Source organism: Wukongibacter baidiensis (assembly GCF_050888315.1).
Lineage (GTDB): Bacteria > Bacillota > Clostridia > Peptostreptococcales > Caminicellaceae > Wukongibacter > Wukongibacter baidiensis.
Genome location: NZ_CP138202.1, coordinates 6,018,344 through 6,031,813 on the forward strand (window position 1 = coordinate 6,018,344; position 13,470 = coordinate 6,031,813).

General features: G+C 34.5%; 13 protein-coding genes. 12 read left to right on the top strand and 1 reads right to left on the bottom strand.

Going from position 1 to position 13,470, the window contains the following annotated elements:
* Window positions 1-52: 52 nt before the first annotated feature.
* From R9X47_RS27580 to R9X47_RS27605, 6 genes are all read left to right on the top strand, one after another.
* Complete coding sequence (locus R9X47_RS27580; RefSeq protein WP_432664267.1) at window positions 53-1,435, top strand: 6-phospho-beta-glucosidase; 1,383 nt, start codon at window positions 53-55, stop codon at window positions 1,433-1,435.
* On the top strand, window positions 1,435-2,340 hold the full coding sequence (locus R9X47_RS27585) for a carbohydrate kinase family protein (RefSeq protein ID WP_432664268.1): 906 nt from the start codon (window positions 1,435-1,437) through the stop codon (window positions 2,338-2,340). The genes R9X47_RS27580 and R9X47_RS27585 overlap by 1 nt, the downstream gene beginning before the upstream one ends.
* 91 nt (window positions 2,341-2,431) lie before the next feature.
* On the top strand, window positions 2,432-3,712 hold the full coding sequence (locus R9X47_RS27590) for an ABC transporter substrate-binding protein (protein ID WP_432664269.1): 1,281 nt from the start codon (window positions 2,432-2,434) through the stop codon (window positions 3,710-3,712).
* A 139-nt stretch (window positions 3,713-3,851) separates the two neighbouring features.
* Window positions 3,852-4,820 (top strand): carbohydrate ABC transporter permease, encoded by a 969-nt coding sequence (locus tag R9X47_RS27595; protein WP_432664270.1) that lies wholly within the window; start codon window positions 3,852-3,854, stop codon window positions 4,818-4,820.
* A 14-nt stretch (window positions 4,821-4,834) separates the two neighbouring features.
* A complete protein-coding gene (locus tag R9X47_RS27600) occupies window positions 4,835-5,653 on the top strand; it encodes a carbohydrate ABC transporter permease (protein ID WP_432664271.1) in 819 nt (272 codons plus the stop codon).
* Between the two features lie 13 nt (window positions 5,654-5,666).
* The gene (locus R9X47_RS27605) at window positions 5,667-6,344 is read left to right on the top strand and encodes a PIG-L deacetylase family protein (protein WP_432664272.1); all 678 of its coding nucleotides are present in this window, start codon (window positions 5,667-5,669) and stop codon (window positions 6,342-6,344) included.
* Between the two features lie 142 nt (window positions 6,345-6,486).
* On the opposite strand, the gene R9X47_RS27610 is transcribed toward R9X47_RS27605, so the two are convergent.
* Entirely contained in the window at window positions 6,487-6,840 is a 354-nt protein-coding gene (locus R9X47_RS27610; RefSeq protein ID WP_432664273.1) for a helix-turn-helix domain-containing protein, read from the bottom strand.
* 319 nt (window positions 6,841-7,159) lie between these two features.
* Between R9X47_RS27610 and R9X47_RS27615 the strand changes: the two genes are divergently transcribed.
* The 6 genes from R9X47_RS27615 (at window position 7,160) to R9X47_RS27640 (ending at window position 13,460) form a co-directional block, all read left to right on the top strand.
* The gene (locus R9X47_RS27615; RefSeq protein ID WP_432664274.1) at window positions 7,160-7,354 is read left to right on the top strand and encodes a helix-turn-helix domain-containing protein; all 195 of its coding nucleotides are present in this window, start codon (window positions 7,160-7,162) and stop codon (window positions 7,352-7,354) included.
* Between the two features lie 66 nt (window positions 7,355-7,420).
* Complete coding sequence (locus tag R9X47_RS27620) at window positions 7,421-9,154, top strand: methyl-accepting chemotaxis protein (protein ID WP_432664275.1); 1,734 nt, start codon at window positions 7,421-7,423, stop codon at window positions 9,152-9,154.
* Window positions 9,155-9,357: 203 nt separating this feature from the next.
* Complete coding sequence (locus R9X47_RS27625) at window positions 9,358-10,893, top strand: multicopper oxidase family protein (RefSeq protein WP_432664276.1); 1,536 nt, start codon at window positions 9,358-9,360, stop codon at window positions 10,891-10,893.
* Window positions 10,894-10,969: 76 nt separating this feature from the next.
* Window positions 10,970-12,019, top strand: coding sequence for an ArsR/SmtB family transcription factor (locus tag R9X47_RS27630; RefSeq protein ID WP_432664277.1), 1,050 nt, complete (start codon window positions 10,970-10,972; stop codon window positions 12,017-12,019).
* A 22-nt stretch (window positions 12,020-12,041) separates the two neighbouring features.
* A complete protein-coding gene (locus R9X47_RS27635) occupies window positions 12,042-12,659 on the top strand; it encodes a lactate utilization protein (protein WP_432664278.1) in 618 nt (205 codons plus the stop codon).
* 75 nt (window positions 12,660-12,734) lie between these two features.
* A complete protein-coding gene (locus R9X47_RS27640) occupies window positions 12,735-13,460 on the top strand; it encodes a creatininase family protein (RefSeq protein WP_432664279.1) in 726 nt (241 codons plus the stop codon).
* Window positions 13,461-13,470: the final 10 nt, after the last annotated feature.

Genomic DNA, 13,470 nt, shown 5'->3' on the forward strand with positions numbered 1-13,470 from the left:
TTTAATAAAATTAACACTTTTATACTCACTGAATAAAGAAAGGATGAGAAATATGAAGTTAACGGTTTTAGGTGGAGGAGGAGTAAGGTCACCATTTTTAGCTAAATCAATCGTTTGTGGGGCAGATGAAGTGGGAATTACAGAGGTTGTATTTATGGATAATGACGATAGGAAGCTAAATATCTATGGGAAAATGGCAAAAAAGCTGGCTGAGCTGGTAAATCCTAAAATCCGATTTAGCATAAGTTCCAATGCTGAGGCAGCGCTAAAGGATGCTGATTTTGTAATAACTACCCTTAGAGTAGCTAAAGATGAAGGAAGAACTCATGATGAAAGAACGGCATTAAAGTATGGCGTTTTAGGCCAGGAGACAACAGGTGCAGGTGGATTTGCAATGGCCTTAAGATCAATACCAGCGTTATTGGAGTATTGCGAATTAGTTAGAAAGGTCTCAAAACCAGGGGCAATCATTTTTAATTTTACTAATCCTTCGGGAATTGTTACACAGGCACTAAGAATGGAAGGCTATGATAACGTCTATGGAATATGTGATGCTCCAAGCGAATTTATAAAACAATTACAAAGCATTTTAAAGGTCGATCAAAAAGATTTTTCTATAACGTGTTTCGGTTTGAATCATTTATCTTGGTTTAAGGACGCAAGGGTAAAGGATAAAGATGTAATGGAGGAGATTCTAGCCCATCCGGGATTATATACTGATACAGAAATGCGATTATTTGAACCAGAACTGACCGAAATCTCTGGTGACATTATGCTAAATGAATACCTGTATTTTTACTATTACAGGGAGAAAGCAGTAGAATCAATCTTAAAGACAGGAAAAACACGAGGCGAAACCATACTTGAGATCAATAATGATATGCATAGAGAATTGGAGAAGGTAGATATAGACAATAATCTTGAGACTGCATTTAGGATTTTTATGGAACATTACTTAATACGTGAAAATAGTTATTTTTCAATAGAGTCAGGTCAATTAAGGCCTCGCCAATTAACGGTACCAACTTTAACTGAAATTATTAAGACACCTGATGAAGGCGGATACGCGGGAGTTGCTCTAAACTTTATAAAGGCCTATACCACTGGAAACGAAGTGGAGATGGTTTTATCTATACCAAACAATGGAGCAATTGAGGGACTAGACGATGAAGATGTTGTGGAGATAACATGTCGAGTTGGTAAGGGTAACGTAGAACCAGTAAAGATAGGTAAGGTCAATGATATGCAAATGAATCTAATTAACACTATAAAATCCTTTGAGAAATATACAATTGAGGCCATTAAGAAAAAAGACCGTAAATTAGCAGTTAAAGCTCTAACAATTCATCCTCTAGTAAATTCATATTCCTTAGCAAAGCCAATAGTTGATGAGTATTTAGAGATATATAAAGATTATGTTGGAGAGTGGAACTAATGGAATTTATTTCAGTATTTGGACAAATGAATTTAGATATTATCTTTGATGACTTTGGAAAATTACCTGATCTAGGAGAAGAGGTTTTTGCCAAAAACTTTGATATGCAATTAGGTGGGGGACCGATGGTTTATCCAATAGTCTTAAGTCGCTTTGGAATTGATGCAAGACTCGGAACCTTTTTCTCAGATGATATTCAAAGTAAAATCGCTAAAAAGCTTTTAGAGGAGATGGACTTTACAAATTATAAGAATTTCTATGAGGATAAAGATGGACATCCAGTGGTGGTAACCAGTGTGCTTTCCTTTGAGAAGGATAGAAGCTTTATTTGCTTCAATGAGCAAGTACGTGAAACCAGTTTAAATGAAGAAAAGGTATATGACTTTTTAAAGGGGTCAAAGGTTGTATTTGCGCCCCATAGGTTTAATAGAGTGATGGAGAGGCTAAAAAAAGAAGGCAGTATAATGGTCTTTGATACAGGGTGGCAGGAAGATTTAGATATTAACATGTACAAGGATACATTAAAAATGGTGGATGTATTTACTCCAAATGACAAAGAAGCTATGAAGATGACTGGAACAGGTTCTCCAGAAGATGCTGTAAAGGAACTGGCTAGATATGTGAAACATCCGATAGTTAGTATTGGAGAAAAAGGATGCATAACCTTTTTAGATAATCAAGTTGTTCATGTGCCTATGCCTACAAAATTTAAGGTCATTGATACTACTGGTGCTGGAGATAATTTTCTTGCTGGAATTATATATGGGTTGTTTAATGACTGGGATATTGTTGAATCCATGAAAATGGGAAATGTTCTAGGTGGTTATTCAACTACAGCACTTGGGTGTTATAGAGCCAATATAACTTTAGAAAAGGCCATGGAGTATATGAAGTTATATAAGTAGTTATTTGAATCATAGGCAATATTATTATGTTAATGATTGCTTATATAGCAATTGTTATATATAAAAAATTAAACAAAGGGTGGGAGAATTTATGAAAAGGTTTATTTCTATGTCGTTAGTTTTGTTGCTAGTTTTGACAATGGTTGCTGGTTGTGGAAGCCAAAGTGCAAGTCAAGATGGTAAGCAAGGTGAGAAAAAGCAGATCACCTTAGGCATTTGGGATGAGAATCAAAAGCCTGCGCTACAAAAAATCGTTGATAAATTTAATGCGCAAAATCAAGAGATTGAAGTAACTATAGAATTAACACCTTGGTCAAACTATTGGACTAAGCTGGATGCAGCAGCTGGTGCAGGGGAAGCTCCCGATGTATTTTGGATGAATGTCTTTTTACCTAAATATGTTGATGGAGAGGTTATACTACCTCTAGATGAGCTAATTAAAAGAGACAGCGTGGATTTATCAGGGTATGTAGATGCTACTGTTAAAATGTATAATTACAACGGCACACAATGGGCTATGCCGAAGGGATTGGACTCTGTAGCCGTAGCCTATAACAAAGAGATATTTGATAAGTATGGAGTAGAATATCCTAAAAATGGATGGACTTGGGAAGATATGAGGGGTACAGCCGCAAAGCTGCGTGATGGGATCAAACAAGAGGGTGGAGATGAGTACCCTATACTAATGGAACTAGATGCTCAACCGTCACATTTCAACTTTGTTCATCAAACAGGTGGTGAGGTAATAAGCAGCGATTATACAAAATCAGGATACAATATGCCTGAAACTACAAAGGCATATCAAAAGGTTGTAGACCTATTCAATGATGAATTGTTGGCTCCATATGTTGTTCTATCGGAGACGAAGGGTACAGACTTATTTTTATCTAAAAAGGGAGCAATCTTATTTGTAGGATCCTGGAAGACTTCAGTTCTAGAAGAGTCTTCAATCGCACAGGAGGATAAGCTTGGACTAATAACAATGCCAAAACAAGAAGCATCAAACGCATCAGTCTTAGGTGGTTTGGGCTACTCAATATTTAAAGGAACTAAGAATCCCGACGCAGCTTGGGAATTCGTGAAGTTTATTTCTGGACCAGAAGGAAATAAAATTCAAGCTGAAGAGGGAATAGATATTCCAGCTCTAAAATCAGCACAGCAATATTATTTAAATAATTTTGAAAAGGCAGATGTAAAAGTATTTTTCGAAGCAGCAGAAAATGCAGTTGGTTTCCCTGCTGGACCAGCTCTTGTAAAATGGCTTGGTGTTGTAAACGATAATACAGCTAAAATCTTTGCGCAAGAGATTAGTGCTGAAGAAGGAACAGCAGCAATCTATAAAGAAATGCAAAAGATAATTGATGAAAATTAGTATTTATCCTAAGTTGGCTGTACTAAAAAAGTAACTTTGAATTTCAGCCTTTGTGGTGTTTCAGAATGAATGAAGTTCTAGATTTTAAAATTCATCATTCTGAAACACTGCCTCAATAATCAATTAAAGGAGGAGTGTTATGGGCTTGTCTAAAGTTCGTGAACAACAAGCAAATATCCAGGATGAAGAAGTAACCGAAGATCAAAAAAATAGAAAAAAGAAAATATCTCCAATGCGCTATGACGAGATCAGATGGGCGTATGTCTTTATAGCACCGCTTTTAATTGGCTTAGGTATATTTTACTATTTTGCCTTTTTCCAAAACGTTTATTTTAGCTTTACTGAACTAGGATCCTTTGGCAAGGCTAAATTTATTGGACTTCAGAATTATAGAGAACTATTTAATGACGAAAAGTTTTATATAGCTTTAAAAAACACACTTAAGTATGTAATATTAGGAGTTCCGACGATTTTAATACTTTCCACACTATCAGCGGCTTTTATTAATTCAAAAATAAAGTTCAGAACATTCTTTAGAACAGCCCTATTTTTACCGGCAGTTACTATGCCAGCGGCAATTGGGTTGCTTTGGAGATGGCTTTATAATTACAAATTCGGCTTGATAAATTTCATTGCTGAGAAACTAGGATTGAAATCTGTGGCGTGGTTATCGGACCCCAAAATTGTAATTTATTCTATAACCATAGTAGTAGTTTGGACCATGGTTAGTACACAAATGATTATAATTTTAGCAGGATTACAGGGAATTCCAAAATCCTTTTATGAAGCGGCCAGGATAGATGGTGCCAGTAGAATACAGACATTCCTCACTGTTACATTACCATTATTAACACCAACTTTATTTTTTGTAACGGTAATATCTATTATTAATGTTTTCCAGATATTTGACTTTATCTTCCTTATGATTCAACCAACTTCTTTAAGCATGCAGTATTCGATGTCATTAGTATATTATTTTTATGACAGAGCATTCATTGCATTTGAAAAAGGATACGCGGCTTCTGTTTCAATGATATTATTCATAATAATTTTAGTTATAACTATAATACAGCTTAAATTACAGAAAAAATGGGTTCACTATAATTAGAGGGTGGTGAAGATATGAAAAATAAGGGCAAAATATGGATTTATGTGATACTTTCTATATCTGTTATTGTTACTATAGGACCATTTATTTGGATGTTCTTAACATCAATAAAAACCTATGAGGAAGCCATAAAAATACCTCCAACTTTGTTTCCAGCAATTCCTCAATGGGTAAACTATAAGATTATATTAGATAAGTTTCCCTTTGGGAAATTATACATAAACACATTTTTAGTTGTATTTATGGTGGTATGTGGGCAATTATTTATTAGCTCAATGGCAGCCTTTGCATTTTCAAGATTGAACTTTCCAGGGAAAAATACAATATTTATTCTAATATTGTCTCTGTTGATGATCCCTGGTCAGATATTTTTAATACCACACTATAATATTATGGTGAAACTTGGATTAACCAATACTTTAGTAGCACTTGTAATACCTAGCCTATTTAATGCCTTTGGAGTATTTCTATTACGTCAATTTTTTATGACTATACCAAAGGAGTTAGATGAGGCTGCCAAAATAGATGGATGTAATTACTTTCAGATATATTACAAGATTATACTGCCCTTAGCAAAGCCAGGACTAGTTTCATTAGCGATATTAACATCCCTGTGGACATGGAAATCTCTTATGTGGCCTATTATAGTAAACCGTTCCATGGAGAAGATGACACTTTCTGCTGGTCTGGCATTACTAATTGGTGAGCATACTACCTATTATGAGCAAGTTATGGCTGGAGGAGTAATTTCTGTATTACCTATGATAGTAATATTTATTATATTCCAAAAACAAATTGTTGAAGGTATTGCGTCTTCAGGAATTAAAGGCTAAATGAGGTGATAGAATGTTAGATTTTTTAGTAATTACAGCCCATCCCGATGATGAGTTCGCTGTAACAGGAATATTGCTTAAAGCAAAAAAACAAGGAAAAAAGATAGGCTTAATTTGTTTTACAAGGGGAGAAGCAGGGGGCTTCGCTTTAAAAGAAACGAGAGTAAAAGAACTGAAAAATGCTGCTGATCTTCTCGAACTAGACTATTTCAAACACTTGGACTTTCCTGATGCAGGTGTGGAATTTAATTCTGAGTCAGTTGAAAGAATTGTACCTTTATTACGTGAAGCAGAGGCACAGGTAATACTTACTCTTCATCCAGAGGATTATCATCCTGATCATGTAGCTGTATCGAGGATTGTAGATAGAGCAGTGTTTGTAGCAGGTTTAAAAAAACATTCAGACGATGAGAAAACATGGCATCCAAAGCAAGTATTATATTTCTCACTTGATTCAAGAACTAATTCTAAAAGACCCGATATTATTTTTGATGTTACTGATGTATTCGAAAAAAAGCTTGAAGTTGTAAAATGCCATGAATCTCAACAGGTGTCAAAGTTTGCTGAGATACGTGCAAAATCACTTGGTGGATTAGGTGGGTTTGAATACGGTGAGGCACTATATATTAAACAACCATTAAGATTGGATAATGTAGATTCACTGATTAGCAACAATAAAATAGGCAGATAAATTAGAAAAGTACTATAGGGGGCTGTTCTCATGAGAGTATAACATGGGTTCAGCCCCTGTAGTGTTTTAGAATAAATCTCAAATAATGAAGGAATTCGTTATTATGAGATATTCTAATTTTAGTATTTATAAAGTTAAGCATTTACATTGAAGATCTTACCACTTTTTTAGCTCTTAGATAAGCGAGAATTTCATTCTTATCATCATCAGACCAGGAGTCAAAATCTTTAAACTCTTCAAGAATTTCTAGAAAGGCAGGATTTTTTAAGAGTATTTCAATGTTTGGATTTACTATAAGGTTATCATATTCACCAAGTAGATTACTTACTGTTGTATCAAGTCCTTTAGCAATTTCTCTAAGCCTAATCAAAGATGGATTACTCTTTCCATTTTCTATATCACTTAAAAATGATATAGACATGTCTATCCTTTCAGACAAATCCTTTAAGGATAGCTTTTTTTGCTTTCTAAGTTCTTTAATACGTTTCCCTACCATAATATTACCTCCTATTTCCGTAAATAACGGAACAATTAAAGTATATCATATAGATACTTCTAAATGTTGAGTGAAGATGCAACCTTAGTTCAGATTATTATATATAATTTATATGTTCTCCATATATAGTGAAGAACTTTCAAGATAATATATAAAATTGCAATCGAAGAAATGAGAAAAATTTCGATTTTTACGTAAAAATGTGTTATTATGGAAAGAGCAAAGCAGTAAAATGATAGGATATATCTAAATTGCATGTGAGTTAACAAATGAGAATGGTTCGTAATTTACGTAAAAAGTGATTTGAGGGGGACCAGCTATGAAGATTGGAAAGAGAATCAGAGAAGAGCGTATGAATATGGGGATGAAGCAGTATGAGCTTGCCAAGGAGGCAAATATTTCGAATACATATCTTTCTGATATAGAAGTAGGGAGAACAATGCCGTCTATTAAAACTTTGATGAGTATATCAAAAGTATTGAAAGTAGACTGCAGTATATTCATTGATGATTAGGAAGAAGAATGAGCGTTTGATAATTAGTTATTTTTATTGTAAAGATATAGGGGAGGAGAGATATTTATGAAGCTTAGGATTTTACACAAAATGTTGTTAGGTTTTTTAATTGTGAGTATTATTGTACTGGGTATAGGATTTTATTCAGCAAGAATAATTGGAGGATTAGAAAGAGAAAATATTGAACTCGGTAGAAAAGATGCACCACTGGTAGATGCGTGTATGGAAATTAAATTAACTGTTATGGAAGCCCATCTTTGGCTTGAAGAAATACTAAGTGATGCCGAAGGTAAAGATGCCATGAAGGATGTTAGGAAGCTAATAGATGATTCAATCTTCTATTCCGATGCGATTCTTTCAGGTGGAGAAAATGAAGAGGGACAATTTTATGCTACGGAAAACGAAGAGATAAGTAAGACTATTAGTGAAGTAAAAGACCTTCAGTTAAAGTTCAAAGAACTTGCAGAGAATAGATATAAAAACTATATAGGAAATAGCTCAGGTTCAATAGATGATAGTAAATTAGATGAAGAGTTTGATAAAGCTTTTAACGCCTTAATTATGAAGGCCGATGAAGCCGAGACATTGATACAAGATAACATGCAAGCTCGAATAGAGCATGTAGTTACATATAGTAAAAGAAGTAGTATGTTGATTAGGGTAGCAACCATTGTTAGCTTTGCTATTGCCCTATTAATAGGATTCTTCCTATCCCATAGGATAACTAAACCAATAAATAGAACAAATATTATGATAAAGGATATCGCAGAAGGAGAAGGTGATTTAACACAGAGATTAAAGGTTTCATCAAAGGATGAAATTGGAGAATTAGCCGATTGGTTCAACCTATTTGCTGAGAAAATAAGAGAGATAATATTACAAGTAAGAGATAAATCAATCATATTCTCTGAAACAGCCGAGAATCTATCTGCAACCACTGAAGAAATCTTTGCCCAAGCTCAAAATGTAAATGATAGCACTCAGGAAATTGCAGCGGGAATGGAAGAAAGTAACGCTGCTACTGAGGAAATTAGTGGTTCGGTTGAAGAGGTAACTAAGGCAACAAGACAGCTTGCAGAGAAGGCAGAAGAAGGAAGTGTACTTTCAAACGAAATAGGAAAAAGAGCTTCTCAAATGAAGGAAGATGCTTTGAATTCTAGTAAAATTGCGAATTCACTATATGAGGAAAAGCAAAGAGGTATCTTGAATGCCATAGAGAAAAGTAAAATAGTAAACGAAATAGAGACCATGGCAGTAGCCATCTCGCAAATTGCAGAACAAACAAATCTATTGGCACTAAATGCAGCTATAGAAGCTGCAAGAGCAGGAGAACAAGGGAAGGGTTTTGCAGTAGTGGCAGAAGAAGTTAGAAAGCTAGCTGAGGAGTCGACTAATACCGTTGGAAATATTCAAAATGTGATTGTGGAAGTAAAGGATGCATTTAATGATTTATCAGAAAATACTACTGAAATACTTAGTTTTATAGAAGATAAGGTTATGAAGGATTATAAGGTATTGATCAGTGCTGGAGAACAATATATGACTGACTCAAACTTAGTGAGTAATCTAGTGGAAGATTTTGCCGCTAGTTCAGAAGAAATATTAGCTTCTATGGAGCAAATAAGAGAAGTTGCAGGGTCTATCCATAATGCAGTTGAGCAGTCTGCAGCAGGGTCACAAGATATATCTGGAAATATGGATGAGGTTACAAAAGCTTTGGAAGCAGCAGTTAAAGTTGTTGAAGAACAGAATAATCTTGCTTATGAATTAAATAGTTTGGTTAAGAGATTTAAGGTTTAGATTCATATTAAAAATATGTATTAAATGAGTAATTAATAAACTAAATCGATGAAGGATTATCGTAGATTACGAATAGAGCCATTTGAAATCATATAGATTTCAAATGGCTTTACTATTTACACATAATACAAGGTAACAACTCATATTATGGTATGTAAATAGTAGTAAAAACTCCGTGGTAATAATAAGGGGGAAGGTAAAAAATGACCTTAGCCAAATATGTAGATAGACTGCCTATAATTAAAACTATAAGACCTAAGGGAAAAATGAAAGGGGCTCCATACTATGAAATAAGAATGCAGCAATTTAAGCAAAAGCTCCATAGAGATCTTCCGGAAACCACAGTATGGGGATTTGAGGGGAACTATCCAGGACCAACTATTGAGGTTAACCAAAATGAACTCATAAGGGTTAAGTGGATGAATAAGCTTCCCAAAAAACATTTGCTTCCAGTTGATACTACCGTACATGGGGCAGGTCCAAATATGCCTAGAGTCAGAACTGTAATACATCTTCATGGATCAGTAGTACGCCCAGAAAGCGACGGTTATCCAGATGCATGGTTTACAAAGGACTACGAAGAAGTAGGGCCGTATTTTACTAGGAAAGTATATGATTATCCAAATCAACAAAGACCAACGACTCTTTGGTATCATGCCCATGCCATTGGTATAACTCGCCTAAATGTTTATGCTGGATTAGCTGGACCATATATAATTCGTGATCCTTTAGAAAAATATCTAAATCTACCTTCGGGGCCTTATGAAAGGTTGTTGCTTATTCAAGATAGATCCTTTAATTGCGATGGGTCTCTCTATTATCCAATGGGACCAGAGCCACCGGTACCCGGTGTTTGTCCCTCCGTAATACCCGACTTTTTTGGAGAAAACATACTAGTAAACGGAAAGGTTTGGCCATACCTAGAGGTTGAACCAAGAAAGTATAGATTTAGGATTATAAATGGATCGAACTCAAGATTTTATAGAATGAGACTCTCTTCTGGTCAGCCCTTTTATCAAATCGGAAATGACGGAGGATTACTTGAGAGGCCGGTTGTGACCAAAGTGATACTACTAGCACCTGCGGAACGCGCTGATGTTATAATAGATTTTTCAAAATTTAGGGGACAAAATATTGTAATAACTAACGATGCCCCGTCGCCATTTCCAAGGGGAAAGCCTGCAGACAAAGATACTGAAGGACAAATCATGCAGTTTAGAGTATTGCTCCCACTTTCGAGTTATGACTTTAGTGTAATACCTTACAGGTTAAGTACAATATTGCCGTTACAGGAGAAGGATGCAAGATTAATAAGGAATCTTACACTAGTAAGGGAAGAAGATCAGTATGGAAGGGCATTTCTTCTACTGGATGGAAAGAGATGGGATGATCCGATCACGATCAAACCTAAACTTGGAAGTATAGAGGTCTGGACCTTAATCAATTTGGCAAACTCTACTCACCCTATACACATTCACTTAGTTAACTTCCAGATACTAGATAGACAGCCCTTTGATGTAGATTATTATAAAGAAACGGGCAGGATTCTTACCACTGGACCTGCAGTGCCACCAGAACTCAATGAAAGGGGATGGAAGGATACAGTAAGGGCAAATCCCGGTGAGATTACCAGAATAATTATGAGATTTGTTCCATATGCAGGATTATACCCTTGGCACTGCCATATACTTGAGCATGAGGATCATGAGATGATGCTGCCCTATGAGATAGTATATTGACAATTATTAGTAATTAATATAAACTACAGTTAAACAAATGTTTAACTAAAGATTAAATAAAAGTTGGGATGAAATTATGAAGATAATGTTTAATAAAGAGATAGGTGAAATAGCTAGTATTCTACACAGCCTATATTATGCCTGTAACATAAATGAACTATTGGATCGGTTAAAGGCAGAAAACATAGTAATCGATGAAGCGATAGAAAAGGACTTTCAAGTAATTAATAACAGCAAAAAATTGCTAAGGGAAGAGCTAGACTTTTTCTTTAATAGTGAATCACATATTTGGAAATCGCTAATTCATACTAAAAAGATGTGGAACTATTCAACTATTGATGATTTCTTAGATAGTATATATGATTTAAGTTCTATAGAGATTAGAGAGAGACTGTTCATAAAGCTAAATAAAGAGAAAAGTGAAGTTGATTATAACGAAATTAATGATGTTATTAAAAACGATAAAGGCTTTATCAACTACATTAAAAGACTAAATGTATCTTCAGGTACCAAATGGGGTCTATATTGTTTCACACAAGATATTGATGATTATACTAATAAATTTGTAGAATTTATAAAGAAATACATTCCCTTATATAATAAGGTATTTGAAAAACACAGGATTGAAAATGAAAGTTTCAATAAATATATTGAAAAAAGAATAAATGAGGAAGGTATGGACTTTATAAGGCTAATAACTAAGAAATATTTTAATGTTGAAAACTTCAAAGAAATATATGTAACTACTTCTTTTTACAATACTTACAATATAAATTTTGCTATTGAAGAAAACAGTCTTTATATTTACATAGGAACAAAATATATAGAGACCTTAAATAGACATATAAGAGAAAATAGGATTGAGGAAAATATACTTGTTTATAAAAATCTTTCGGATAAGACTAGATTTGAAATCATGAAATTTTTACTTACGGGAGAATACTTTGGACAAGAAATAGCTAATAAGTTTGGAATTTCAACGGCAGCTGTGTCCTATCAAATGAACTATCTATTTGCAGCAAATTTAATTCATATAGAAAAGAAAGATCGTAAAGTGTATTATGCTTTAAATAAAGAAACTCTTAGTAATAGCATTGACTTTTTGAAAGAAGAATTTGCACTATGATTTAATCCAAGGGGGGACAGAAGTGATTAAAGAGCAAATTGAAAAATTGATTAGTAACTTTGCCAAAAGAAACATAGAAACCTTTTATTTTGACAGCCTAGAGGAAGCTAAAATTAAAATTTTAAATATGGTGCCTATAACCACAACCGTTGGAATAGGGAATTCTCAGACCTTAAAGAAAATGAATATATCTAAGGTCCTTGAAGAAAGAGGAAACACTGTTTATGATAAGACCTTAGCTAAGAATAAAGAAGAAATTAGAGATTTAAAAAGAAAATCCTTATTAACTGATTGGTATATTACTAGTTCCAATGCTATTTCTGTAGAAGGTCATATAGTCAATATTGATCATAGCGGTAATAGAGTAGCGGCTATGATATATGGTCCCGATAAGGTTATAGTCGTTGTTGGGAGAAATAAGATAGAGGAAACCTTGGATGATGCAATGAAGCGAGCAAGAAATCATGCGGCGCCACTCAACGCAATAAGAGCCGGATATAATCCTCCATGTGTCGAACTAAAAAGGTGCGTTGATTGTCTATCAAAGGATAGAGTTTGCTATAACGTTGTAACAATCGAAGGACAATATGTCCCAGGTAGAATGAAATTGATTATAATTAATGAAGATTTAGGCTTTTAAAACTAAAAATGACGTAATGTTATTATGGTAAACTATTTTAGGCTAATAAACACTCAAATGACAAGGAGGATATAAATGCGAATAGAAAAATATACGTCTAAAGATTTTAAGGATAGCATTGACAAGTCAAATATCATTATAATTCCTATTGGTTCTTTAGAAGCCCATGGAGATCATATGCCCCTAGGAACCGATATATTTGCACCAAGGATGTTTTGTGAGGGGGTGGAGGAAAGAATTGGAGAGAAGGTATGGATAGCACCAGAGATTCCCTATGGACAGAGCAATGATCTATCTGTCTACCCTGGGACTGTTACTGTTCCATCAACGGTTTTTGCCGAGTATTTATTCCATGTTGGGAAGAGTTTTTATGACAATGGACTTATAAAGATAGTGTTTATGAATGGTCATGGTGGTAATATAACAGCTTTAAATCTAGCGGCAGAAAAGCTAGCTGCTATTGGAGCAACGGTAATTATTATCAATTGGTGGATGGATTTTCTTGAGGAAATACTGAAGATAACAGAAACAAGAGGGCATGGCGGTGAGGATGAAACGTCTGCTATGCTTTACTATGATGAAAAACTAGTTAAGATGGATAGAGTTAAGGTTAATAGAAATAAACCCTTGTTTAGAGTATACTTTAAGGATAGAGGAAAGATACTTATGAAGCATGGTATAACAGGAGATCCAACTAATGCAACTAAGGAAAAGGGGCAAAAGATATTCGATGTAGTTAAAAAGAAGATAGTGGAGAGAATTGAGTTGCTTATAGAGGATAAATATTTTGAAACTCTGTAGGCTCTGAATT